General features: G+C 33.4%; 22 protein-coding genes. 14 read left to right on the top strand and 8 right to left on the bottom strand.

Translation table 11 applies throughout. The features are described 5' to 3' along the window. The first annotated feature begins 131 nt into the window (after positions 1-131). From LPB88_RS04570 to LPB88_RS04605, 8 genes are all read left to right on the top strand, one after another. Entirely contained in the window at positions 132-3,170 is a 3,039-nt protein-coding gene (locus LPB88_RS04570) for a TonB-dependent receptor (RefSeq protein ID WP_230712907.1), read from the top strand. An 11-nt stretch (positions 3,171-3,181) separates the two neighbouring features. Beyond that, positions 3,182-4,681, top strand: coding sequence for a RagB/SusD family nutrient uptake outer membrane protein (locus LPB88_RS04575; protein WP_230712909.1), 1,500 nt, complete (start codon positions 3,182-3,184; stop codon positions 4,679-4,681). A gap of 12 nt (positions 4,682-4,693) precedes the next feature. After that, positions 4,694-6,247, top strand: a complete 1,554-nt coding sequence (locus LPB88_RS04580; RefSeq protein WP_230712911.1) for a hypothetical protein — start codon at positions 4,694-4,696, stop codon at positions 6,245-6,247. Between the two features lie 12 nt (positions 6,248-6,259). Further along, positions 6,260-7,921, top strand: a complete 1,662-nt coding sequence (locus tag LPB88_RS04585; RefSeq protein WP_370635817.1) for a family 16 glycosylhydrolase — start codon at positions 6,260-6,262, stop codon at positions 7,919-7,921. A gap of 83 nt (positions 7,922-8,004) precedes the next feature. Continuing rightward, positions 8,005-8,763: a family 16 glycosylhydrolase gene (locus tag LPB88_RS04590; RefSeq protein ID WP_230712913.1), complete on the top strand. Its 759-nt coding sequence runs from the start codon at positions 8,005-8,007 to the stop codon at positions 8,761-8,763. A gap of 330 nt (positions 8,764-9,093) precedes the next feature. Continuing rightward, positions 9,094-9,678, top strand: a complete 585-nt coding sequence (locus LPB88_RS04595; RefSeq protein WP_230712915.1) for an RNA polymerase sigma factor — start codon at positions 9,094-9,096, stop codon at positions 9,676-9,678. A 50-nt stretch (positions 9,679-9,728) separates the two neighbouring features. Beyond that, a complete protein-coding gene (locus LPB88_RS04600) occupies positions 9,729-9,872 on the top strand; it encodes a hypothetical protein (protein WP_230712917.1) in 144 nt (47 codons plus the stop codon). 586 nt (positions 9,873-10,458) lie between these two features. Next, positions 10,459-11,523, top strand: coding sequence for a tetratricopeptide repeat protein (locus LPB88_RS04605; RefSeq protein WP_230712923.1), 1,065 nt, complete (start codon positions 10,459-10,461; stop codon positions 11,521-11,523). A 36-nt stretch (positions 11,524-11,559) separates the two neighbouring features. On the opposite strand, the gene nth is transcribed toward LPB88_RS04605, so the two are convergent. After that, positions 11,560-12,210 (bottom strand): endonuclease III, encoded by a 651-nt coding sequence (gene nth, locus LPB88_RS04610; protein ID WP_230712925.1) that lies wholly within the window; start codon positions 12,208-12,210, stop codon positions 11,560-11,562. A gap of 309 nt (positions 12,211-12,519) precedes the next feature. Between nth and LPB88_RS04615 the strand changes: the two genes are divergently transcribed. Next, entirely contained in the window at positions 12,520-13,116 is a 597-nt protein-coding gene (locus LPB88_RS04615) for a hypothetical protein (protein WP_230712927.1), read from the top strand. A 59-nt stretch (positions 13,117-13,175) separates the two neighbouring features. Further along, positions 13,176-13,628 carry a thioredoxin-dependent thiol peroxidase gene (bcp, locus tag LPB88_RS04620; RefSeq protein WP_230712929.1) on the top strand — a complete coding sequence of 151 codons (453 nt, stop codon included), beginning with the start codon at positions 13,176-13,178 and terminating at the stop codon, positions 13,626-13,628. A 274-nt stretch (positions 13,629-13,902) separates the two neighbouring features. Here bcp and LPB88_RS04625 read toward each other — a convergent pair whose 3' ends face one another. Then, entirely contained in the window at positions 13,903-15,363 is a 1,461-nt protein-coding gene (locus LPB88_RS04625) for a TonB-dependent receptor (RefSeq protein WP_230712931.1), read from the bottom strand. Positions 15,364-15,453: 90 nt separating this feature from the next. Between LPB88_RS04625 and LPB88_RS04630 the strand changes: the two genes are divergently transcribed. The 3 genes from LPB88_RS04630 to LPB88_RS04640 are packed head-to-tail and all read left to right on the top strand — an operon-like array spanning position 15,454 to position 17,207. Next, positions 15,454-16,218: an MBL fold metallo-hydrolase gene (locus LPB88_RS04630; RefSeq protein WP_230712933.1), complete on the top strand. Its 765-nt coding sequence runs from the start codon at positions 15,454-15,456 to the stop codon at positions 16,216-16,218. Between the two features lie 13 nt (positions 16,219-16,231). Further along, positions 16,232-16,735 carry a hypothetical protein gene (locus LPB88_RS04635; protein WP_230712935.1) on the top strand — a complete coding sequence of 168 codons (504 nt, stop codon included), beginning with the start codon at positions 16,232-16,234 and terminating at the stop codon, positions 16,733-16,735. A 49-nt stretch (positions 16,736-16,784) separates the two neighbouring features. Further along, positions 16,785-17,207 (top strand): hypothetical protein, encoded by a 423-nt coding sequence (locus LPB88_RS04640; protein WP_230712937.1) that lies wholly within the window; start codon positions 16,785-16,787, stop codon positions 17,205-17,207. Between the two features lie 85 nt (positions 17,208-17,292). On the opposite strand, the gene LPB88_RS04645 is transcribed toward LPB88_RS04640, so the two are convergent. The 5 genes from LPB88_RS04645 to LPB88_RS04665 all read right to left on the bottom strand — a co-directional run bounded on the left by LPB88_RS04645 (position 17,293) and on the right by LPB88_RS04665 (position 22,277). After that, positions 17,293-17,862 carry a cysteine hydrolase family protein gene (locus LPB88_RS04645; RefSeq protein WP_230712939.1) on the bottom strand — a complete coding sequence of 190 codons (570 nt, stop codon included), beginning with the start codon at positions 17,860-17,862 and terminating at the stop codon, positions 17,293-17,295. A 51-nt stretch (positions 17,863-17,913) separates the two neighbouring features. Beyond that, positions 17,914-18,558: an alpha/beta hydrolase gene (locus LPB88_RS04650; RefSeq protein WP_089352721.1), complete on the bottom strand. Its 645-nt coding sequence runs from the start codon at positions 18,556-18,558 to the stop codon at positions 17,914-17,916. 120 nt (positions 18,559-18,678) lie between these two features. Further along, on the bottom strand, positions 18,679-19,005 hold the full coding sequence (locus LPB88_RS04655; protein ID WP_230712941.1) for a hypothetical protein: 327 nt from the start codon (positions 19,003-19,005) through the stop codon (positions 18,679-18,681). 5 nt (positions 19,006-19,010) lie between these two features. Continuing rightward, positions 19,011-20,270: a dihydroorotase family protein gene (locus LPB88_RS04660; protein WP_230712943.1), complete on the bottom strand. Its 1,260-nt coding sequence runs from the start codon at positions 20,268-20,270 to the stop codon at positions 19,011-19,013. A gap of 78 nt (positions 20,271-20,348) precedes the next feature. Then, on the bottom strand, positions 20,349-22,277 hold the full coding sequence (locus LPB88_RS04665) for a BatA domain-containing protein (protein ID WP_230712945.1): 1,929 nt from the start codon (positions 22,275-22,277) through the stop codon (positions 20,349-20,351). 263 nt (positions 22,278-22,540) lie between these two features. Between LPB88_RS04665 and LPB88_RS04670 the strand changes: the two genes are divergently transcribed. Further along, positions 22,541-23,653, top strand: coding sequence for a lactonase family protein (locus tag LPB88_RS04670; RefSeq protein ID WP_230712947.1), 1,113 nt, complete (start codon positions 22,541-22,543; stop codon positions 23,651-23,653). A gap of 146 nt (positions 23,654-23,799) precedes the next feature. Here LPB88_RS04670 and LPB88_RS04675 read toward each other — a convergent pair whose 3' ends face one another. Continuing rightward, entirely contained in the window at positions 23,800-25,152 is a 1,353-nt protein-coding gene (locus tag LPB88_RS04675; RefSeq protein ID WP_230712949.1) for a DEAD/DEAH box helicase, read from the bottom strand. Positions 25,153-25,165 lie beyond the last annotated feature (13 nt).

A 25,165-nucleotide genomic window follows, 5' to 3' on the forward strand; every position in this document is an offset into this window, starting at 1 on the left:
TCAGTATATTTTTTGAGATATATTGAATTTTAGCATGATTTTTTTGTTATGTATGTTTTTTGTTGAGGTTAATTTTAACGTATTCTTAAGAGGATGCGATAATTTTAGCTTTCAATAAAAACTAACTAATTATGAAATCTAAATTATTACTAACCGTACTATTGCTGTTTACATCGTATGCGTTTTCGCAGTCTTTTGATGTAAACGGAACAGTACTAGATGGCTCAGGTTTAGCATTACCTGGCGTAAATGTAAAAGTTAAAAGCTCGTCGCAAAGTACAACCACAGACTTCGACGGATCTTTTAAATTATCAGGAGTTACAAAAGGAACCACACTTGTCTTTAGTTATATAGGTTTTAGAACCCAAGAAGTTGTGGTTTCGGCACCTAAAATAACGGTAAAAATGAGCGATGACGCAAAATCTCTTGAAGAAGTTGTAGTTATTGGTTACGGTAGCCAAAAGAAAAGAGAAGTTACAGGAGCAGTTTCTGTAGTAGACAGTAAAACGCTTGATATCTTGAAACCAGCAAGAATTGAGCAAGCATTACAAGGTACAATGTCGGGTGTAAATGTTACGACACAATCTGGAGCGCCGGGAGCGCCTTTGGATATTCGTATTCGTGGTATTGCTACAAATGGAGAAAACAGGCCTACAACTATTATTGATGGTTATGTGGGAGATTTGGGATTACTTAACCCAAATGATATCGAAACTATTACGGTTTTAAAAGATGCTCAGGCCGCTATCTACGGTACAATTGGAGCAAACGGAATTATTTTGGTGACAACCAAAATGGGTAAAAAGAATTCTAAAACAAAAGTTTCTTTTAACAGCTACACAGGATTTCAGTATACGTCAAGAAAATTACCAACGCTTAACGCGACTGAATATGCACTTTTATTAAACGAAAGTTATGCCAACGGCGGTAAAGCACTTCCTTACCCAAATGCAAGTGGTTTAGGAAATGGCACCAATTGGCAGGATCAGGTTTTTAAAGACGGAGTTCCAATCATTAGTAATGATTTGACAATTTCAGGCGGTGGAGAGAAAATTGCTTACTCAATAAGTGGTTCACATTTAGATCAGGAAGGAATTGTTGGCGGAGATAAATCCGGATTTTTAAGAAACACAGCAAGATTAGGTTTAACGGCTGATTTGAGTGATAAATTCAAATTGAAAACCAATGTAATCTATACTTATTTTACCAGAAATACATTGAACGAAAACGGACTTGGATCTGTTTTATTTAATGCCTTAAATGTTCCGGCAACTTTAAGTCCTTATGATGCAAAGGGCGATTTCGCTTTAGTACCAAATACAACAGGATTAGGAAACGAAATTATTAATCCGTTAGCGCAAATCGCAAATACTTATAATGATTACAATTATAAAAAACTGAACGGAAATTTTGGTTTGGATTATAAAATCTTCAAAGGATTCGTACTGTCAAGTTCTATAGGTTTTAATACTTCAAACAGCGAATCAAAAACGTTTGCCAAACAAATTAGCTACGGCGGAAAAGTTTTTGACGTACAAAGAAGTTCTGTTACGCAAGGTGCTGTAAATGATAATAATTATTCGTTTGACCTTTTTGGAACTTACACTGCAAAAATTGCAAATAGTCACAATATTGTCGGAACTCTTGGTACAACTATTTTTAAAGAATGGGGTAACGGACTTTTTGCAACTGGTTTTGATGTTCCAAATAATTCATGGGATTTTGCAGATATTTCTTTGACAAAAGGAGTTTCTGAAACTTTAACTAATAGCTCATACGTGTACGATCAAAGAAGATTATCTTATTTTGGAAGAGCACAATACGATTATAAAGGTAAATACTTATTATCGGCAATGTTGCGTCGCGATTCTTCGACCAAATTCGGCCCTGGAAACAAAGTGGGATATTTTCCTTCTTTCACAGGAGGTTGGGTAATCTCTGACGAAGGTTTCTTTGGAGAATCAAAAGCAATTAGCTTCTTGAAATTAAGAGCGAGTTATGGAACTTTAGGAAATGATCAAATTCCAAACTATGGTTATTTAGGACTTTTAAGTGGTGAAGCTACTTATGTTTTTGATGGCGCATTGGTAAACGGAACAGCAACGGGACAAGTACCAAATCCGGACTTGAAATGGGAAGAGGCCAGAAAATTTGATGTTGGTTTGGATATGAAATTTCTAAACGACAAATTATTCGTTGTTGCCGATTATTTTATAGACACCAGAAATGATTTATTGATTCCTAATATTCCGGTTTCAGGGATTACAGGCACAGGCGCTCCAGGTGCAAGTGCCCCAACTTTGAATGCGGGCTCAGTTAGAAATTCAGGATTAGAATTTTCGATAGATTATAAAGAGAAATTCTCAGATTCATTTTCAATGAGTGTAGGTTACAATGTGACTTTTCTTAAAAATGAAGTCTTAGAAGTAAATAACGGAACCGGTTTTATTGAAGGCGGAAATTTTGGAGTAGGACAACCTGCACCGTCACGCATGGAAGTAGGAAAACCATTAGGTTACTTTTATGGATATAAAACAGATGGAATTTTCCAGAACCAGGCCGAAGTTGACGCGCATCCGTCGCAACTGGCTTTAGGTGCAAATGCAGCTCCGGGCGATCTTCGTTATGTAGATTCAAATGGAGATGGTGTAATTGATACAAAAGATAAAACCAATATTGGAGATCCAATTCCAGAGGCTACAATGGGTTTCAATGTTCAATTAAACTATAAAAATCTTGATTTTGCACTTTACACATTTGCTTCAGTAGGTAATGATATGGTTCGTAATTACGAAAGAACATTATCAGATGCAAATCGTTTAGATTATGTATTAGACAGATGGACAGGACCGGGAACAAGCAATTCTACACCAAGAGTTACAACAGGTGCAACGGCAAATAATGTTTTTTCAGATTATTTTGTTGAGGATGCATCGTATTTAAGAATTCAAAACATTCAATTAGGATATACACTTAATCCAAGCATTTCTCAAAAAGCCGGAATTACAAAATTAAGACTTTACACAGGAGTAAATAATTTATACACATTTACCAAATACAAAGGCTTTGATCCGGGAGCTTCAAACGGAGCTCCAATTGGTGGAGGAATTGACTACGGATTTTATCCTATTCCGAGAACCTATTTATTGGGCTTAAACATTAATTTTTAATTTCAATTAAAATGAAAAAATATTTATTTACAACCATTATAATGCTAACTCTGTTCTCGACAATAAGTATTTCTTGTTCAGATGAGTTCGTAGATCCAAAAGTAGAATACTCTATAGATTCTGAAAATTATTTTAATTCAAAAGCAGATTACGATCAGGCATTAGTTGCAGCGTATGATTTGCTTCAGTCTTCTTATGTAAATGTTTTATTGGGCGAAATTGCTTCAGATAATACATTGGCAGGCGGAGAAAGCCCTACAGATGTTATAGGTTTTCAGCAAATAGACGATATGATTCATACTCAGACAAACAGCAATTTAAGAGACATCTGGAACTGGATGTTTGCAGGAGTTCAAAGAGCCAATTATATTCTTGAATTTAAGGATAAAACAAATTTTGAGGGAAAGACCCAGCTACTTGCAGAAACACGTTTTCTGAGAGCGTATTACCAGTTTGAGTTAGTGAAATGGTTTGGTGGAATCCCGATGAAAGGAGATGCTAGATTTAAAATTGGAGATGAAAAAACGGTGCCACGTGCAACAGTAGAAGAGGTGTATGCATCAATTGAAGCAGATTTAATTTTTGCTGCCGCTAATTTATCTCCAACAGCATCTCAAAAAGGACGTATTACTAAAGGTGCTGCTCAGGCATTATTAGGAAAAGCTTATTTATATCAAAATAAATTTGCACAAGCAGCTACAGCTTTTGACGGCGTAATTACTTCTGGAAAATATTCATTAGTTGCTGATTATAATGCCATGTTTGAATTAGACGGTGAAAACGGAACTGAATCTGTTTTTGAAGTACAATATACAGATGTTGAAGGAGCAGGTTTTGGATGTTTACAATGTAGTGAAGGTAACGTTGCAGTAGGTTTTAGCGGAGTAAGAAATTATTCCGGACCACTTTTTTCTTCAGGATTTAGTTTCAACGTTCCAACTAAAGAAGCCGCAGATGCTTTTGAAGTAGGTGACAAACGTAAAGATGTTGCCATATTAGACATCGCAGCTTTTGCCGCCGCAAATACAAATTATGATGGAGGAAAAGGAGTTTCATTTGGAAAAGGAAATGAAGACACAGGTTACTTCAACAGAAAATATTTACCAAGAAAAAGAAGCTCAGAAGCTCAGGGTGATTTGAATTTAACAAATCCAAACAATTACAGATCGATACGTTATGCTGATGTTTTATTAATGGCAGCAGAAGCGTATAACCGTGGCGGAATTGATGATGGAAAAGCAAGAACGTACTTAAACCAAGTAAGAAGACGTGCTTTTGGAGACAATAATCATGATATATCAGCTTCGGGAGCTGCGCTTACCGATTTTATTTGGGCAGAAAGAAGAGTTGAACTTTTAGGAGAAGGACATCGTTTCTTCGACTTAGTAAGAACCGGAAAAGCAGTTGGAAAAATAGCAGGTTTTACAGCAAATAAAAATGAGTTATTTCCGCTTCCAATTGAAGAAATTCAATTTGCAAACGGAAATTGGAAACAAAACCCTGGATATTAAAAAAACATTATTATGAAAAAATTACATTTTATTATAAGTCTTTTCGTTTTAACAATACTTCTGGGTTGTTCAAATGAAGATAATAGCAATATTGATTTAGACAGCGTGAGTGCGCCGTCTAACGTATCTGCTTTGACCACCGTAACGCAGGATAACACAGGTAAGGTTACTTTTTTACCTAAAGGAGAAGGCGTTACACAATACAAAATAAACTATGGAGACGGAAGTCCTGAATCTGATTATTTTGGATCTGGAGGCACTGCAACCCATACTTATAAAGAAGGCGTTTACCATGCAAAAATTAAAGCAACGGGAATCAACGGAAAAGTAACCGAAGTAGATCAGGAAGTTACCGTTTCGTTTTTAGCACCAACTAATTTACAAGTGACTTTGGCACATGTTGTAGGAGATAATTTGTCTGCTTCAGTTTCCGCAAAAGCGAACCTAGAAACTTTCTTCCAGGTGTATTTTGGCGAAACTCCAAATGAAATTCCGGTCAATTTTATGGAAGGCGAAACCATTAAGCATATGTATGCTAATGTGGGAGAGTACAAAGTAAAAGTAGTAGCATTAAGCGGAGGAGTTGCCAGTACAACATACGAAGAAACCATTATAATATCGAATCCGGTTTTATTACCGGTAGATTTTGAGTCTGCAACACTTAATTATGCCTTTACAAATTTTGGAGGAGCAAATACAGCTGTAGCCAATAATCCAAGTGTAAACGAAGATAATCCGAGTGCAAAAGTGGCCAAGTTAAATAAAAGTGCAGGTTCTGAAGTTTGGGCAGGTTCATTTATAGAATTAGGTGCGCCAATTGATTTTTCGACATTGAAAAAAATCAAACTTAAAGCATGGTCGCCAAAAGCAGGAATTGTGGTTAAAATGAAACTAGAGAATTTAGCAAATCCTGATATTAATACAGAAGTCGATGTAACCAATACGATCGCTAACGGTTGGGAAGAATTGACCTTTGATTTCTCAGCGGTTGATAATGCTAAAAATTATCAAAGACTGGTAGTATTCTTTGATTTCGGAAATAACGGTACCGGAGTTGATTATTATTTTGATGATATTCAATTGACGTCAGGTGTTGAAACTGTAAAATTGCCATTGACTTTTGAGTCTTCTGTATTGACTTATGCATTTACCAATTTTGGTGGAGCAAATTCAGTATTAGCAAATAATCCGGATAAAACAGGAATTAATACTTCGGCAAAAGTAGGTGCTTTAACAAAAGGAAATGGCTCAGAAGTTTGGGCAGGATCGTTCATCGAATTAGCAAGTCCGCTTAATTTTTCTACTTTCAAAAAGATCAAAATGAAAGTATGGTCGCCTCAGGCAGGAATTGTCGTTAAAATGAAGTTTGAAAACATGGCAGATAGTTCAATCAATAAAGAAGTAGATGCTACATCAACTGTTGCAAACGGATGGGAAGAGCTAACATTTGATTTTGACGGAGCTACAACAGCCAATCAATTTCAGCGTGTAGTAGTGTTCTTTGACTTTGGAGTTAACGGCACAGGAAAAACCTATTATTTTGATGACATTAAACAATCCAACTAAAAACACGAAATCATGAGTAAAAAAATAATTATAAATATAATAGCATTACTGACCATATTTTTGGCAGTAAGTTGCCAGAAAGATGATTATGCATTTGGCGATTTGTCAGCGCCATCAAATCTTAAAGTAACAGCTGAAATTGTAGGTAAAACTGCCACTACACCAGAGGGAGACGGTTCAGGAATGGTAAAGCTGGTAGCAACAGCAGATAATGCTATTTCGTATAAATATGTATTTAGCGACGGAACCTCAGAGAATTCCCCAAGTGGTGCGTTTACCAAACGTTTTACCAAAACAGGAGTAAATACTTATACCGTTACTATAATTGCAACCGGAAAAGCGGGTATTGCTACTAACACAACATTAGATGTTACTGTATTAAGTAATTTTAGCGATGACGAAGCCGTTCAGTTCTTAACAGCCGGAACTTCTAAAAAATGGTATTGGTCAGCCTCAGAGCCCGGACATTTAGGAGTAGGTCAAAATGATGCCGATGCTGCTAAAAACTTTTATCCAAACTATTATTCTGCGGGAGCTTTTGAAAAAGCAGGATCACCAACAAGCAGTTGTTTATACGAAAATGTATTGACATTCTCATTGGATGCAGGACAATTGAAATATGAATTAAACAATGGAGGAGCAACATTTTTTAATGCTGCTTTTAAAAGTGTAGGAGGAGGAAGCGGGCCAGACGATGCTTGTTTAACTTATGATGCAAGCGGAGTTAAAACGGTTTCATTAAGTCCGTCAGAATCTTTTGTGTCGAAAAATCCTGATCATGCCACACAAACCAGAGGAACAATGTTAAACTTCTCTGATGGTGGATTTATGGGGTATTATATTGGTCAGAGTTCATACGAAATCTTGTCGATTACAGCAAACAGAATGGTTGTTAGAGCTGTTATGGGTGGAAGTCCGGGACTGGCATGGTATCATATTTTTACCACAACAAAACCAACACAAAATCCGGTAACAGATTATACAAACCTTGTTTGGTCTGATGAATTCAATACCGATGGAGCGCCAGATGCAACAAAATGGGGTTATGATTTAGGAAAAGGAGATAATGGTTGGGGAAATAATGAAAAACAGAATTATACCAACTCAGCAACAAATGTCATAGTTCAAGGTGGAAACTTAAAAATCACGGCTAAGAAAGAAGCTTCAGGCGGAGCAGATTATTCTTCGGCACGATTAAAATCCGATGGTAAATTTTCATTCACTTACGGAAAAGTCGAAATAAAAGCCAAACTTCCAATAGGAGCAGGGACTTGGCCGGCACTCTGGATGCTAGGGCAAAATTATGCTACAAAACCATGGCCGGCTTGTGGTGAAATAGATATGATGGAACATGTGGGTAATAATCAGAACGTGATTTTAGCTACCCTTCATTATCCCGGACATTCAGGCGGACAAGGCAATACTGGTTCTAAAACAATTGCAAACGTTTCAACAGAATTTCATGTTTATAAAACAATTTGGACACCATCATCAGTCAAAATTTTTGTAGATGATGAGCTGATTCATTCAGTTCCTAATGACGGTTCTCTTCCATTTAATAGCGACTTTTTCTTAATTTTAAATGTTGCGATGGGAGGTAATCTGGGCGGTAATATTGATCCGGCTTTTTCACAATCTTCAATGGAAATTGATTATGTGAGAGTATATCAATAGAATACAAATTAATTAGTAAGAATGAAGCAAGAAGGTCAGTTTAAGGCTGGCCTTCTTAATTTTAGCAATTTAAAAATCAAAGTATGCAAAAAGTAATTGTATTGTTAATGATCACCAGTTTTGGCTTTGCTCAGGAAGTAAAACGAAAATTGGTATGGGAAGAAAATTTTAATAAAAAGGAAGTAAACGAATCGGTTTGGAATTTTGAAATAGGAGACGGTTGTCCTGATCTTTGTGGTTTCGGAAACAACGAAAGACAGATTTATACCAAAACAAATCACGAATTTAAAGATGGAAATTTAGTTATCGAAGCCCGAAAAGAAGGAAATAAATACACATCGACAAAAATAACTACAAAAGGAAAGAAAGAATTTTTATACGGCCGAATCGAAGCCAGAGCAAAATTGCCAATTGGTCATGGTTTATGGCCAGCCTTCTGGATGTTAGGTGCCAATATCGATGAGGTGAAATGGCCCAAAACTGGAGAAATAGATATTTTGGAATATATTGGCCGTGATCCACACATGGTATATACAACCTTGCATACACAAGACAGTCACGGAAATACAATTAATACTAAAAGAACCGCTTTTCCTAATATAGAAGAAGGATATCATGTATATGCGATTGAATGGACAAAAGACAAAATTGATTTTTTTGTTGATAAAAGCTTAGTTTATACTTTTAATCCCCAGGTTAAAAACGAAGACACATGGCCATTTGACAAACCATTTTATATTGTACTAAATTTAGCCATAGGGGGAAATTTTGGAGGCCCTGAAGTCGATGATAAAGTGCTTCCACAGAAATATTATATCGATTATGTACGTGTGTATCAATAAGAAAACAATAGTTTGAAAAGTTGTGATTTAGAACAGATGTAAATGACTTAAATATTTAATTGTGAGTTATTTACATCTATTTTTTAATGGCTTAAAGTACTTGCAATTTAAGGCGTTTTAGGTGCTTTTCAAGTGAAGCTTAAGTCTATTTTATAAAACTTAATAGTTTCTTGCTAATTAATGCTTCTTTTATTTGCTTTTTAAAACAATTATTTGTTAAATTTGGTCAAAATATTAACATAACTCAAAAAAGGATACGCCTATACAATAAAACTACTTTTTAGAAAAATTACTCCAAGATTTTAAAACAGAACTAAAAAAAGTAGTATTATGGCTGATCTGCACATTCCAGACGCTCTATTAGTAAAAAATTATGTCGAAGGCAATGAATCTGCTCTTGGTACATTAATAAAAAGACACGAATCTAAGATATATGGTTTTATATATTCTAAGATCTCTGATAGAGATATTTCAAATGATATTTTTCAAGATACTTTCATTAAGGTAATCAAAACCTTAAAAAGTAATTCTTATAATGAAGAAGGTAAATTTTTGCCTTGGGTGATGCGTATCTCTCACAATTTAATTGTAGATCACTTTCGCAAGACCAAAAAAATGCCAATGTATAGAGAAACCGAAGAGTTTTCGATTTTTTCTATTATGTCTGATGATTCCCTAACTATCGAAGGTAAAATGATTGTAGATCAGGTCGAAGTCGACTTAAAAAGGCTAATTGAAGAATTGCCGGATGATCAAAAAGAGGTATTGGTAATGCGTATGTATCAGGATATGAGTTTCAAAGAAATCTCAGAGCTGACAGATGTGAGCATTAACACAGCATTAGGAAGAATGCGTTATGCATTAATGAATTTGAGAAAAATAATCGACAAACATCAAATTATTTTGACCAACTAATACTATTTTGAGTATTAGCTCGTTATACTATTATAAAACATTTTGATGGTATGGCGAAAATTTACTCGAAAAAGGCATTAGCTTCTAAAAATTTAAAACCGAAGAAAGAAGTTATTTCTTTTTTGCTTAATTACTCACAAGCATTAACAATTGTGAAAATTGAAGATAAGAGTTTTGAAATTGTAGCTAATTAAACAGCCCACTACTTTGGTCGGATGTTTATTTCGAAAGAAAAACCAAATGGTCGTTTTGGTTGAAAGCTCACTATTTGTATGTAAATACAGGTAGTGAGTTTTTTTATGTATTAATCCTACGTTTTGTTATTTTTTACTTCAATAAAAATAATGTTCTAATTACTTGATAGTTTGATTGTTGAGTTCTGTTTTTGTCTTGTGGATGTTAAAATTTAATATTTTGTTTACATTTTGCTTATTTATTCAAGAATAATTTTTATTTTGGTTAAATAATAATTTTTTATTCAAGTAAATTAGTTAATTATAGATTTTTTCGTATTAAAAAATCAAAATACATGAAAATTTACTACTATTGAAATCAGAAAGTAAAAGTTTAACCAAAATAACCAGATCGTCTATGAAGAAAAATTACACTACTTTATTTTGTTTTGTTTGTTGTGCGTAATAATGTTGCGCAAAAAGTATGAAGACCAATAGTGTTTTTATACTAAGTATTTAGTATTAGGCAAAGAGAGAAACTTTGTTCTAATATTTTAAATATTATTTGTTCCACAATCGATTTAACCAACTAACAAAACCAAAAAAAATGAAAAAGAACCTTATGATACTATCATTCCTACTATTGATAAGTATCGGAGCATTTGCTCAAAAAGACCAGATAAAAGAGGCTCAAAGTTTATTTGATAAAGGAAAAAGCGAAGAAGCTATAACAATTTTAAATAAAACAGAATACCTTATTCTTAATGCGTCTGATGAAGATAAATCTGATTTTTACTTCTTAAAAGGAAATGTATTAAAAGATTTAGCTGGAAAAAATATCGACGCAGCTAATAATTTCACACTGGCATCACAGTCTTATCAGGATGTGTTTTTGTATGAAAACGAGTCAGGTAAGTTCAAATTTACGGTCAAAGCAAATATGGCTTTGAAAGAAATGAAATCCAGTCTTGTCAATGGCGCAATGGCAGATTTTAATGCAGGTAAATTCAAAGAAAGCGCAGAGAAAAGTTATAAAGTTTATCTGTTTGATAAAAAAGATACACTAAACTTGTATAATGCAGCATCTTCATCTGTAAATGCTAAAGATTTCGACTCGGCAATTAAATATTATGAAGCCTTAAAAAAGATTAATTTTTCCGGAAAAGGAGTTTTGTATTATGCCACAAACAAAAAAACAAAGGAAGAAGATGTTTTTGTTTCGCCAAAAGCAAGAGAATCAGCTATTCAGCAAGGACTATACGAAAAGCCTAGAACAGAGTCAATTCCTTCTAAAAAAATAGAGGTCAATAATAATTTAGCTTATTCTTATCTCGAAAAAAAGGATTACGCTAAAGCAGAATCGATCTATAATTACGTTTTAGAATTGAACCCTAATTATGTTGATGCTTATATTAATCTGGCTTACCTGAAGTTGCAGGTAAAAAAAGATTTAGCTGATGAAATATCAAATTTAGGAACTTCTCCTGCAGAAATGCAGAAATATGATAAGTTAAATGCCCGAAAAGATGATATTACCCGTAGTGCGATTCCGTATCTTAAAAAAGTTCTGACAATTGAACCTAAAAATTCAGATGCAACAAAAACACTTTTAGGTGTTTACAGATCTTTAGACATGACAAATGAATACAATGCACTAAAGAGCAGCATGTAAAAAAACAAGCAAAAAATAAGAAGAAGCTGCTAAATATTATTTTTTAGCAGCTTCTTCAATTATAGACTTTTTGCCAATAGTTTTGGTGATAATGTCTTTGTCTAAACTCCAGCCTCTCGCAGGCGAATATTCACGTCCGTACCAAATAATCTGAAGATGCAAATCGTTCCATATTTCTCTGGGGAATAATCTTTTAGCATCTTTTTCAGTTTGCACAACATTTTTCCCGTTCGAAAGATTCCATCGGTACATTAATCTGTGAATGTGAGTATCAACCGGAAAAGCAGGAACGCCAAAAGCCTGTGACATCACCACACTTGCCGTTTTATGTCCAACTGCGGGTAGTTCTTCAAGTGCCTCAAAACTCTGCGGAACTTCTCCGTTATGTTTATCAATCAAAATATGTGACAAACCATGAATTCCTTTCGATTTCATAGGAGACAAACCACAAGGTCGAATAATCTCTTTAATTTCCTCTACCGACATTTTAATCATATCATACGGATTATCAGCTTTTGCAAAAAGCAAAGGCGTAATTTGATTCACGCGAACATCCGTACATTGCGCCGAAAGTAAAACGGCAATCAGCAGTGTATAAGGATCTTTATGGTCTAATGGAATAGGTATAGTAGGATAGAGTTCTTTTAACGTATTTATAACAAATTGTACGCGAGCTTCTTTATTCATTTCCGTATTTTTAATCCTGTAAAAATAGCATAATTTTAATGATGTGCCTAATCCAGCTTTCCGTTACAACTCCTCATTGCGCTAGTAACATTTTTAAGTATTTACAAGAGTTTCCTCCGGTCGCTTTCTAAATGCAAAAAATGTAAACTACCACAATTCCGGGGTTTTCACTATAATCTGGGGCATGAGAACTATTAGTCTTTATTAATGTAGATATTTTAAATAATGAAAATTATAATGACGGTTATTTTTGTATTTGTTTCCCAATTTTGTTTGAGCCAAAATTGTAGTTGTAAAAAACTACCTAAATTGAATGAAATTATATCTTGTGAAAAAACAACTTTTAATAATGGAACAAAAATTTACCGTCAATTTAATTGTGATTCCTCTTGGCTTGTTTTTGAAAGTAAAGCAAGGAAAAAGAGAATACTTTTTTCTTTAGATAAAAATCTAATCGAATTAACAGAAAAATTAGGTTACACTAGTTGGGTCGAATATAAAAGTACCTTTATAATAGAAAACCGTTTAATTTCAGGTTGTTGTGATCCACCTGAATATGTGCTGTTTGATAAGAATAGTGGAAAAAAAATAGCAGAATTAGGTAGAGAAGTATTTCATAGTGAAATTCAAAAATATCCTTATTTTGTAACTATCGATAAAGAAAAATACAGTTTTTTAAGCTTTTTAAATTTGAATACTAATAAAATATTTAAAATTAATTTGCCGAAAGGAAGAATTGATCAGGCTTTAAAAAAATCAAACTATATTTTTGCGGAGTACTTATTTGAAAAGGGGGAAATTAAAAACGGTATTTTTGAAATTAAATATAAATACAAAACAAAAGAAACTAATAAGTGGTTGATTGAAAAAATTAAAGTCGATTTAAATCAATATGTCAATAAGTAATTAAATTTTAGAATCTAAATTAATTTATTCTAAAATCAACAATCTAAAAACCTAAATAAATGATAACATTAAAAGCCGGTGATAAAGCACCAAATTTTTCAGGAGTAGATCAAGATGGTAAAACACATAAATTGGCAGATTATGCCGGAAAAAAATTAGTAGTTTTCTTTTATCCAAAAGCAAGTACGCCAGGTTGTACAGCAGAAGCGTGTGATTTAAGGGATAATTTTGAGCGTTTTAAAGCTAATAATTACGAGCTTGTAGGTGTAAGTGCCGATAGTCAAAAAGCACAATTAAAATTTAAAGATAAATACGAATTTCCTTTTCCGTTATTGGCAGACGAAGACAAATCTGTAATCAATGCATTTGGTGTTTGGGGACCTAAAAAATTCATGGGAAGAGAATACGACGGAATCCACAGAACTACATTCGTAATCAACGAAAACGGAATCATCGATGAGGTAATCGAAAAAGTAAAAACAAAAGAACATGCAGCGCAGATATTGAAATAGTTTCAAGTTTTCTTTGTTTTAAGTTTCAAGTTTCAAGTTTTTTGCGTGAGAAATCTTTAGGTCTGGTTTGTAGCAAAATCTTTATCAAAGTTTAAAACTTTGACAAAAATATTAAGTAATATTTTTTAGTGTATAGTTTTGTGATTTTTCGTCCCTCGAAATGACAAGATTAGATGAAACTTGAAACAAAGGAAACCTGAAACAAAAAAACTTGAAACGTGAAACAAAAAAATCCCAAAAAAGAAAACTTTCTTTTTTGGGGATTTTTTTAATTCTAAGTATTTTGTTCCAATTCTTTTTGCGGATGATATCCAAAAAGGTGGTGTTCTTTTATAATTTCGGCAATACCGGAAGGAAGCATATGTTCCCAACCCGTTTTTCCTTGATTGATCATTTTTAAAACCTCACGAGAGAAAACCTCAAGATTATGCGGATCGTAATCAGCAATGTCAACCACTTTTCCGTTGAATTTAAAGAATTTGTATAATTCTTTCATTCTAGGATGTACTTTTAAGTTAGTTGAATTCATTAAAACGCCGTTGTCATCTAACATCGGATACAAGAAAACTTTCATATCTCTGTAGAATAATTTTCCAAAAGCTTCCAGAATTCCACCACTTAAATGACGATAGTATTTCTCGTCAAAAATGTCAACTAAATTGTTCACACCCATTGCTAATCCCATTCTTGCTTTGGTATAATTAGCAAAGTACTCCACAACTTTATAGTATTCCTGGAAATTTGAGATCATAACCGTTTGACCTAATGAACAAAGCAATTCGGCTCTATCCATAAAGTCACGCTCGTCAATTTCACCATCAGAACGTAAATTCGAAAGTGTAATTTCAAAAACGACTAAAGTATTGTCTTTTTCAACCTTATTTTCATCGAGAAACATCTTAAGCGATTTCTCGTACATGTCCATGTTTACCTTTGTAACCGGGCGAAAACTTCCTCTTAATGCAAGAAGATTCTTTTTGTATAAAATGGCGGCTGGCAAAATATTTTTCCCTTCAGGGTTAAACATTACCGCATCCGTCATTCCGTTTTTAACCAACTGTAAACTCATTAAACGATTATCAACATCAGCAAAACGAGGTCCTGAGAAGTTAATAGTGTCGATTTCTAATTGGTCTTTATCTAAGTGATCGTATAAATAACGAAGTAATCGTTTGGGATCGTTGTATTTGTAAAAAGCACCGTAAATTAAGTTTACACCTAAAATTCCAAGTGTTTCCTGTTGTAGTCTGGCGTCAGTTTCTTTAAAACGAATGTGCAGAATAATTTCGTTATAAGCTTCGTCTGGCTCGATTTGATATCTGATTCCAACCCAACCGTGACCTTTAAACTGTTTTGCAAAATCTATCGTAGCAACCGTATTTGCATAACTAAAGAAAAGTTTAGTAGGATGTTTTTCTCTGCTTAAACGCTCTTCAATTATTTGCCCTTCAAGAGTCAGCATTTTTTTTAATCGCTCTTCAGTAACATAACGGCCGTCAGTTTCAATACCGTAAATGGCATCACTAAAATCTTTGTCATAGGCAGACATTGCTTTTGCAATCGTTCCCGATGAACCGCCGGATCTGAAAAAATGTCTCACTGTTTCTTGTCCAGCTCCAATTTCTGCAAATGTTCCGTAAATATTCTCGTTTAAATTTATGCGTAAAGCTTTGTCTTTTATAGAAGGAATCTGTTCGATGACCTTGTCACCTTTGAGTTTTATTTCTGTACCCATTTTATTTTAAATAGATTTGTTACAAAGTTAGCAAATTAGGCTTCTAATGAAAGAGAAATAATCCTATTTTTGTAAAAAAAATAAGTTCAATTGAAGGTCTATTTTCTAGGTACTGGCACATCACAAGGTATTCCGATCATCGGAGTCGATCATCCCGTTTGTAAAAGCACTGACGCTAAGGATAAAAGGCTCAGAGTAGCCATTTGGATTACATGGAACGAGCATTCATACGTGATCGATTGCGGTCCTGATTTTAGGCAGCAAATGCTTTCGTGTGGCTGCCGACATATCGATGCTATACTATTTACACACGAACATGCAGACCATACTGCCGGTTTGGATGATATTCGTCCGTTTAATTTTCGTCAGGGCGAAATTCCTGTTTATGCACATCAAAGAGTAATTGATAATCTGAAGCGCCGTTTTGATTATGTTTTCGAAACCGTAAACAAATATCCCGGTGCTCCAAGTGTTAAAACCATTGAAGTAATCAATAATGAGCCATTTGCCGTTGGTGATAAAATGGCAATTCCTATAAATGTAATGCATGGAGATTTGCAGGTTTTTGGATATCGTATAGATGATTTCGCATATCTAACCGATGTTAAAACCATTGAAGAAGCAGAAATTAAGAAACTAAAAAATCTTAAGGTTTTGGTTGTAAATGCATTACGAGTAGAACCACACGATACACATTTTAATTTGCAGGAAGCACTTGATTTTATAAATTTGGTGCAGCCGGAAATCGCTTATTTAACGCATATTAGCCATGTTTTGGGCTTTCATGAAGAAGTGCAAAAGCAATTGCCAAAAAACGTTTTCCTGGCTTACGATAACTTAGAAATTACAATTTAATTATACCACAAAAATGAAAAAATCCTTAATGCTTTATCTTTTTATCCTGGCGATATTAATGAATGTTTTTACTTATATGTTTTACAGCAGAGAAGTAAAGTTTGAGCAAGAAAGATACGATAAAACAACTAAGAAACTAAGAGATAGCATCAATTTAGTAGCAACAAAACTGGCTGATGCCGATTATTTTTCTCTAGAACATAATGAAAATGCACAAAACTATTTTGATAATAGTGCTTCAGGCGGAAAAGTAATTTTATTCGAAAAATTGATTCCGGTTGTTACCGAAAAATTATTGGACCTGAATTCAAATCCAAGCGGAAATCCTTATACAGGACAAGATAAAATTGGTCCAAACAAGTTTATCATCAACAAAATAAAAATTCTAAACCACAGATGGATCATTGCTGATTATAGTAATGGGGAATTATGGGGAGAAGTCTTGTTAAAATATTTTGTTGATCAAGATGAAAAGATTACTTTTGAAGTAAATCAGACTTGGTTATATCAAAAATAGGATCGAATAAGTTCTATTTTTTACCATAATCAAATAAAAAATAGAACTTATGAAAAAGATATTTTTATTTTCGATTATTATTGGTCTTTCGTTTTCTTGCGGAAAAAAAGTTTCTCAGGAAAATAACACTACAAAAGAACCAAAACCACATTTAGTTGGAGGAGATTCTGACGCTCACGGATGTAAAGGTTCGGCAGGGTATAGCTGGTCTACACTTAAAAAAGAATGTATACGTATTTTTGAAGGAACAAAGTTGTCTCATACAGAGGAAACCGGAAAAACATACACTACTGCTGCCTTCGTGATTTTTGACGGAGATAAAGCTGAGCTTTTTCTAGACACACAGGAAGAATCAATCATTCTGGAAAGAAAAGCAGAAGGACAACCTTGGATCAAAGGCGATCTACAATTAATTCCCTGGAAAGGTTATGTCCTGAAAAAAGGAGATAAGATTATTTATACGGGAGAATAAATATAAAATAAACAAAGGCGAGAAATTACTTCTTGCCTTTGTTGTTTTATGATAGTAAATATTTTTGTTTTGAAAACAAATCGCATTAAATATGCTGCTTTATAAAATCGGAAGTAACTACCTGAGCGAATTCTTCGTTTAGACTTGCTAAAGCAGTTTGGTGAATTATTTCTGCAGAAAATTCTTCTCCGTTTAGACCTTTTTTGTTAAAAGTAGCTGTTGCATCAGAAATTAAATAAACTGTATAACCAAAATTGCCTGCCATTCTTGTAGTTGTCGAAACACAATGATCTGTTGTTAAGCCTGCAATCACAAGATTTGTGATTTTTGCATCATCAAGTAATTCTTTTAAGTTTGTTCCGATAAAAGCACTGTTTACGTTCTTTTTGATAATGATTTCATCTTCAATTGGTTTTACAATATCCTGAAATTCATTTCCTGGATTTGTTTCGTTTAAAATTGAATTTGGATTAGATGAACAATGCTGCACGTGAAAAATTGGTAATTTTTTAGTTCTCCAAATTTTCAAAAGCTCACCAGCTTTTTGTTCTGCATTTATATTATTACGGTCTCCGCCCCAATAAGCTATATCGTTAAATCCTTTTTGGATATCAATTAAAATTAACGCAGGATTATTAATTTTTGAAGTGCTCATATTTAAAGATTTTAAATTTTTAAAACGGAAACTGAGGCTGAATACTATAAACTACAAAGCCAGCCAATTCTTAAAATCAAAGAAATTTTGCGGAGCCACACCGTGACCAACCGGATATTCTTTATAAGTAATAGGGATATTTAGTTTTTCTAGGATTGCAGGTGTTTTTCGAGCCCAGTCAACTGGAATTACTTGGTCTACAGTTCCGTGAGATGCGAAAAATTTCAGCTTTTTGAAATCGTTTTTCTCGTAAGCTTCTTTTATGATTTCTTCATTAAAGTAACCACTCATAGCCACAACTCTCTGAACTTTTTCAGGATAAGAAAGCGCTACAGAATAGCTTAAAATAGAGCCTTGGCTAAAGCCAACTAAAGTAACATTATTAGCATCAATAGGATAATTGGCAACTAATTCGTCAATGAATTTTGCAATTAAATCACGGGAAGTTTTTGCTTGCTCGTTATCTGAAAATTTATTTTGATCAGCATCAAAATTTATGGCATACCAAGCGTAAGCTCCATATTGTAAATCATAAGGTGCTCTTGCCGAAATAATATAGTAATTATCAGGAAGTTCAGTAGCAAACGAGAATAAATCGGCTTCGTTACTGCCGTATCCGTGTAATAAAAGTAAAACAGGATTTTTATCTAAGATAACTTTTGGTTCTTGTATTTTATATTCTAAAGATAGATTCATTTTTTGAAATGTGAATTGTTGGTTTGATTAACCGATTAAATCTTTGTCAAAGTTTTGAACTTTGACAAAGTTATTGGAATTTAGAATTTATCCCGAGGCTTCGGGATTGGAATTTAAATTCTATCCAATAGACTTAAACCATTTTTGAAAAAGTCCTCCAACTAAAGGAATAGGTCTCATTTGCCCTTGTATAGCACTAAAGATTCCGTAAGTCCATAAAATAGAGATACAAATCCACATTGGGAAAGTAATCATAAAGCTGTCAAAGTTGCTTATAATCGCGCCAAAAGAAATAAAAGTAAGAGATAATCCTAAAGCCTGACGAATATGAAATGAAGCAAAAGTATTTTTATTTTCAGAGTTCATAGACATCGCGATTAAAACACCAATGATCAAAATATAACTGGTAATTGCGATTGGTTTTCCCTCTTCGATTGAATTATTCATTTTAATTATTTAGTAGATATAACAAGTTGATTTTGATTTAAAATTCCGTAAACAGAACCTTTTATTTCAGTTCCTATAAAGGCAGAATTTTTAGATTTTGAAAGAATATTTGCTTTTGTAAAAGTTGATTTCCCTTCCGGAGTAAAGAAAGTAAAGTTTGCTTTAGAACCTTCAGCAATTGAATTGTTTTCGATGCCAAATACCGCTTTTCCTAAAGTTAGTTTTTCGATTACAGTTTCAAGAGGTAAAACAGTTAATAAAGCTCCAAAAGTACTTTCTAATCCTATTGTTCCATTTTTAGCCATATCAAATTCCATTTTTTTGAATTCAATATCAATTGGATTATGGTCAGAAGTAATCATATCAATTGTTCCGTCAAGAACGGCGTTTACAAGAGCTGCTCTGTCAGATTCGTTTCTTAATGGAGGTGTTACTTTAAATCTCGTGTCAAAACCTTCCAGTTTTTCATCTGTAAGGACCAAATGATGTACTGCAACGCTACACGTTACTTGTAAACCTTTTGCTTTGGCTTCTTTAATTAATGCAACAGTTTTTGCTGTAGAAACAGTCGGAATGTGTAGTTTTCCTCCGGTGTATTCTAGTAAAAATAAGTTTCTGGCAATCTGTAATTCTTCTGCTAAATTCGGGATTCCTTTCAAACCTAATTTCGTAGAAACGATTCCTTCGTTTGCAACACCATTTCCTTTTATATTGGCATCTTGCGCGTACGTAATTACTAATCCGTCAAAATCCTGTACATATTGCAAAGCAATTTTCAGCAGATTAGCGTTGTCGATACTTTTGTTATAATCTCCAAAAGCTACAGCTCCGGTTTTCTTCATATCAAACAATTCGGCCATATCTTTTCCTTCGCTCGCTTTGGTTAAAGCTCCAATCGGGAAAAGTTGGGTTGCAAAACCATTCGCTTTATTTTTTACAAAATTTACCTGAGATTGGTTGTCAATAATAGGGAAGGAGTTGGGTTGTAAGGCAATTGCGGTAAAACCACTTTTGGCAGCAACATTTAATCCGTTTGCGATTGTTTCTCTGTCTTCGTATCCTGGTTCTCCAAGAGATACACTACTGTCAAACCAACCTTGCGAAAGATGTAAATTGTCGAATTTTACTACGGTTGTATCTTCAATATCAAGAATTGAAGTTCCTATTTTTTCTATTAAACCATCTGCAATTAAAAGATCAACGGTCTGGTTATGAAACGGACTTTTTGAATCGATAATTTTGGCGCTTCTGATGATTATTTTCATATGTAGATAAATTTATTTTGTACTTAAATCGTAAAATGATTTTTGTAAAAAGTAAGATACTCTAAAGAAACCTAAGTTTTACTTTACAAACTTTATGATTGCCATTTCTAATGCTAAAAATAACAGTGCAAAGATAACAAACCATTTCCAAATTTGGCTGTCTGTTCGCTCAGTTTGTAGTGTATTAAAAATGGTAGAAATGGTATCAGCAGTTTTAAAATCTGAAACCACATTTGTATTTACCTGACTTAAATCACTTTCGCTTCTTTTATAATTGAAACTCAGGTTTTCAACCCATTCTTTTTTATCAAAAATGCTATAATTTCCAGCTGTTTCTGGGAAATCATTAAAGGTTAGTTTTACTTTATTATTCAATATTTGCTGAATTGGAATAAAAGAATCATCATTTCCTTTTACTTCCAGTATAGCATCTTTCGTCAATAAAACATCTACAAAATAAGGCTGATTATTGCCAATTGTCAATGCATTTACACCAGTTTTTTGATTGTTTTGCCCCATTTTATAAAATAACGGAACAATTAAAGGAGATTGCTGGAAATTAGAATTTGTTGTATTTATTGGTGCCGAGAAAACAGTGATTCCCGAAACCGGATTTTGAATTGCAGTTACAAAAACACTTTGATCTTCATAAGACAAAACAGCAGGATAGGGGCTGGAAATTACAAATGAATTTGTTGTTTTTGGATATTGAAAATTGGTAATTTTATTCTCAAAAACACCTGAGAACAAAGGATGATCAAAGTTTATTTTGGTAATTAATTTGTTTTTATTTTCAAGAGAACCAAACTGAACTTTACCGAAATTGGCTAAGAAAGAATTCAAATTAGAAACAGAACTTTTTTCAGAAGGAATTACAGCCAGATTTCCGCCTTTAGTAACAAAAGCTTTCAAGGTAGTTTGTAAAGCTTGAGGAGTTTCAATTAATTCATTTAGGATAATAGTATTTTGCTTGTCCAGGCTATTATAATCTAAATTACTTATCGAGTAATTGTTATAATTGAATTCTGATGCAGTATAGATTCGGGATAAGAAATTACTTTTTTCAGGTTCGCCAATACTAATAACATTCGTTTTTTTTGTTTTTGAAATACTGAAATATAGTTTGTTATCATACGTCAAGCCATTGTCTTCAATGGTAACATAGCCATGAAAAGCTTCTTTTGGAATCGTAAAATTGATTTTCTTTTTCTTCGTATCAAAATTGATAATCGTTTTGGCAATTAATTTATTCTGATTGTACAACGCCATCGAAACGGGTTTAAAATCTTCGCCGTAAGTAGATAAATTAACGCCTATTTCGTAGAAGTTTTCTAAAGTCTGATTGATAAAAACGCTATCAATAGCAATGTTGTTTTTTTGCTCAGCTTCCGGAATTATGAAATAAGGTTTCTCTTCGGTATCAATGTTTTTAATGTCTTTTTCGGCTAAACCAACAGCATCAGTAATAATAACAATATCTTTTTTATGTGCCGATTTATGCGCTTTTATTTTAGCCATAATAGACGGAAGCTCAAAAGGAGTCGCGCTATAGTTTAGATTTTGTAAAGCACTTTTAGAAGATTTTATGTCTGTATTCCAATAATTTTCAGTGTTGGTTAAAAGAGAAAACTGAGTAGTTTCTGGCGTGTTTTCTAATAATTCCTGAATGGCACGTTTTAGTAATTCGCCTTTTTTCCCTTTTGCCTGCATACTAAACGAATTATCCAGAATGATGTACATTTCGTTTGAAGCATTTTTACTGTCTTTGGCTTCAAAAAAAGGTTGGGCAAAAGCCAAAATAATACAAGTCAGCAACAATAAACGAGTTGCTAATAAAAGCCTCTTTTTGATTTTTGAACTTTTTCGAGTCTGAACAGCGAGTTCTTTTAAGAATCGAACATTGGTGAAATAGGAGATTTTAAAACGTCGTAATTGAAATAAATGTACCAAAATTGGAACAATCAATAAAAACAGAAAGTATAGAATTTCGGGATGTTTAAAATGCATTCTGGCTTAGATTTACTTCACTACGTTTTGTAGATGCTGGTCAAAAATACAAATTTTTAGTCAAAAGATATAAGTAATGTAAGAGATTATGAGCAAACTCTAATTTAGACAAAAGTTAAATGAACTTATATGGCTTTTATGGTTTATAAGGCTGTGATGGGATTTGAAAAATGTAACTTTTGAGGTTTCATTTGTAACAAAAAATCCATTTGCGAATGATATTATTGAGTATTTTAGCCTATTCAAAAAAAACTCAAAAAACTATGAGAAGATTATATATACTGCTTTTTTCGGCTTTTACTTTTATAAATGTGCAAGCACAGAATAAATTCAATTTATTGGTTGGAACTTATACCAATACTTGTAAAAGTAACGGAATCTACGTTTATGAATTTGATGCTTCTTCGGGTGATTTTAAATTAAAGAACTCATCTGAAAATGTAATAAGTCCAAGTTATTTATCTGTTTCTGCAGATAATAAATTTATATATGCTGTAAACGAAAACGGAAAAGAAAGCGCAGTAAGTGCTTTTGGTTATGATTCAAAATCAGGAAAAGTTAGTTTTATAAATAAGAATAATGCTTTGGGTGCAGATCCTTGTCATTTGATTAATGATACTAAAAATGTACTTGTTGCCAATTATTCGGGCGGAAATATTGTGGTTTTTAAGAAAAAACCTGATGGAGGTATTACTGAAGTACAGCAATTAATTCAGCATGAAGGAAAAGGACCAAATGTTGCCCGTCAGGAAAAAGCGCATGTACACATGGTTGTTTTTTCGCCGGATAAAAAGTTTGTTTTGTCAAACGATTTAGGTTTGGATAAAATTTTTATTTATAAATACAATCCAAATTCGGCAAACGAAATGTTGACTTTAAAAGAGACTGTTGATGTAAAACCAGGAAGCGGTCCAAGGCACTTAACTTTTAGTAAAGACGGTAAATTCGTTTATCTGATTCAGGAACTAGACGGTACGTTGACGACTTTTAGTTATGATAAATCAGGAAGTTTAAAAGTAATCGCTGAAACAAGTATCCTTGCAAAAGATTTTAAAGGAGGTACAGGTGCAGCGGCTATAAAAATTTCGCCTGACGGAAACTTTTTATATGTAACAGATCGCGTAGATGCGAACAATATTTCGGTTTATAAAATCCTTAAAAACGGAAGCATTGAACTTGTTGAGCAACTTAGTACTTTAGGAAAAGGACCAAGAGATTTTGCAATTGATCCAACAGGAAGTTATCTTTTGGTAGGACATCAATACACTAATAATATAGTTGTTTTTAAAAGAGATAAAACAACAGGAAAACTTACTGATACAGGTAAGAAAATCGAACTTTGTTCACCAGTTGGGTTGGTTTTTACAAAGATTTAATTCAAAGGCTCAGAGGTTTCTTTTGGGACGTAAAAAATAAAAAGCTCGAAGATGTAAATTTAAGTTTATAACAACTTACTTACATCTTCGAGCTTTTTTTATACTTTGAACCTATGTTCCTTTGAACCTTTGTCCCTTAAAAAGATCTATTTATCCTTATCTTTTCTCTTCTTATCTCTCGTTTTCAACATGTTTCTATTAACAGATCCGTGAGTTTTCTTTTTTGTTTTAGAAGGTCCACCTAAGTTAACTTTCTTATTCTTTTTATCTTTTTCATGAAAAGCACCATCACCTTTTAGTGTCTGCTTTTTCATTAAAAATTTAATTGGTTGTTTGTCTTTTTCAGGTTCAATTAATTTAGTTGAAATTTCCACTTCTTCGGGGAAATCAGCAATTTCAAGTTCCTGATTCATTAAAACTTCTACTTCTACTTTAAATTCTTCTTCACGAGGCGTAATAAAACTAATTGCGGTTCCTGTAGCATCTGCACGACCTGTACGACCAATTCTGTGCATATACAATTCAGGAAACTCAGGAAGTTCAAAGTTAATAACGTGAGAGATGTTCGAAATATCCAAACCTCTCGCCATAATATCAGTAGTAATTAATCCGCGAAGATTTCCTTCCTGAAATTCAGCCATTGTACTCAAACGGTAATTTTGAGATTTATTAGAGTGAATTACTCCAAATTGTCCTTCAAAGTCTTCTTCAATTCGAGTATGAAGCATGTCTGAGATTTTTTTATTGTTCACAAAAACCAAAACACGTTCCATGCTTTCGTTTGTTTCTAATAAATGTTTTAACAGATTTACTTTTGTATTAAAGTTTGGAACATTATATGTGATTTGAGTAATGTTTTCAAGCGGAGTTCCCGAAGCTGCAAGTGTTACTTCTTCCGGAAAATCAAAAAAGTCATTCAAAACAGCATCAACTTCATCCGTCATTGTTGCAGAAAAAAGAATGTTTTGACGTTTGGTTTTCATCATCGCCAAAAGCGCTGTTAATTGCGTACGGAAACCAAGATTCAGCATTTCATCAAACTCATCAATAACTAATTTTTGAGTTTCATCAAAACGAATTACAGCATCAAGTGCTAAATCCATTGTACGCCCAGGTGTTCCAACTAAAATGTCGACACCTTCATAAACTGCTTTTTTTTGTGTATTAATATTTACTCCACCAAAAATACCAAGTGTACTAACTGACATGTATTTGGTAAGTTTTTCAACTTCTTCTACAACCTGAACAACTAATTCACGAGTTGGAACCAGAATTACAATTTTTGGTGTATTGGTTGGGGTAAATTTGTATAATTTTAAAAGTGGTAGTAGGTAGGCAAATGTTTTTCCGGTACCGGTTTGTGCAATTCCCATCATATCTCGCCCAGACATAATCACTGAAAAAGATTTTTCCTGAATAGGAGTTGGCGTAACAAATCCTAATTCGTCGATTGCTTTTTGTACTGATTTTGGGAGATTGAATTTTTCGAAAGTGCTCATTTGCATTAAATTT

This window comes from Flavobacterium sp. JAS (assembly GCF_020991455.1).
Lineage (GTDB): Bacteria > Bacteroidota > Bacteroidia > Flavobacteriales > Flavobacteriaceae > Flavobacterium.

Excerpts from the sequence above, each read along its gene's own strand:
- LPB88_RS04570 (WP_230712907.1), top strand. The coding sequence starts at position 132 with ATGAAATCTAAATTATTACTAACCGTACTATTGCTGTTTACATCGTAT.
- LPB88_RS04575 (WP_230712909.1), top strand. The coding sequence starts at position 3,182 with ATGAAAAAATATTTATTTACAACCATTATAATGCTAACTCTGTTCTCG.
- LPB88_RS04580 (WP_230712911.1), top strand. The coding sequence starts at position 4,694 with ATGAAAAAATTACATTTTATTATAAGTCTTTTCGTTTTAACAATACTT.
- LPB88_RS04585 (WP_370635817.1), top strand. The coding sequence starts at position 6,260 with ATGAGTAAAAAAATAATTATAAATATAATAGCATTACTGACCATATTT.
- LPB88_RS04590 (WP_230712913.1), top strand. The coding sequence starts at position 8,005 with ATGCAAAAAGTAATTGTATTGTTAATGATCACCAGTTTTGGCTTTGCT.
- LPB88_RS04595 (WP_230712915.1), top strand. The coding sequence starts at position 9,094 with ATGGCTGATCTGCACATTCCAGACGCTCTATTAGTAAAAAATTATGTC.
- LPB88_RS04600 (WP_230712917.1), top strand. The coding sequence starts at position 9,729 with ATGGCGAAAATTTACTCGAAAAAGGCATTAGCTTCTAAAAATTTAAAA.
- LPB88_RS04605 (WP_230712923.1), top strand. The coding sequence starts at position 10,459 with ATGAAAAAGAACCTTATGATACTATCATTCCTACTATTGATAAGTATC.
- nth (WP_230712925.1), bottom strand. The coding sequence starts at position 12,210 with ATGAATAAAGAAGCTCGCGTACAATTTGTTATAAATACGTTAAAAGAA.
- bcp (WP_230712929.1), top strand. The coding sequence starts at position 13,176 with ATGATAACATTAAAAGCCGGTGATAAAGCACCAAATTTTTCAGGAGTA.
- LPB88_RS04625 (WP_230712931.1), bottom strand. The coding sequence starts at position 15,363 with ATGGGTACAGAAATAAAACTCAAAGGTGACAAGGTCATCGAACAGATT.
- LPB88_RS04635 (WP_230712935.1), top strand. The coding sequence starts at position 16,232 with ATGAAAAAATCCTTAATGCTTTATCTTTTTATCCTGGCGATATTAATG.
- LPB88_RS04640 (WP_230712937.1), top strand. The coding sequence starts at position 16,785 with ATGAAAAAGATATTTTTATTTTCGATTATTATTGGTCTTTCGTTTTCT.
- LPB88_RS04645 (WP_230712939.1), bottom strand. The coding sequence starts at position 17,862 with ATGAGCACTTCAAAAATTAATAATCCTGCGTTAATTTTAATTGATATC.
- LPB88_RS04650 (WP_089352721.1), bottom strand. The coding sequence starts at position 18,558 with ATGAATCTATCTTTAGAATATAAAATACAAGAACCAAAAGTTATCTTA.
- LPB88_RS04655 (WP_230712941.1), bottom strand. The coding sequence starts at position 19,005 with ATGAATAATTCAATCGAAGAGGGAAAACCAATCGCAATTACCAGTTAT.
- LPB88_RS04660 (WP_230712943.1), bottom strand. The coding sequence starts at position 20,270 with ATGAAAATAATCATCAGAAGCGCCAAAATTATCGATTCAAAAAGTCCG.
- LPB88_RS04665 (WP_230712945.1), bottom strand. The coding sequence starts at position 22,277 with ATGCATTTTAAACATCCCGAAATTCTATACTTTCTGTTTTTATTGATT.
- LPB88_RS04670 (WP_230712947.1), top strand. The coding sequence starts at position 22,541 with ATGAGAAGATTATATATACTGCTTTTTTCGGCTTTTACTTTTATAAAT.
- LPB88_RS04675 (WP_230712949.1), bottom strand. The coding sequence starts at position 25,152 with ATGAGCACTTTCGAAAAATTCAATCTCCCAAAATCAGTACAAAAAGCA.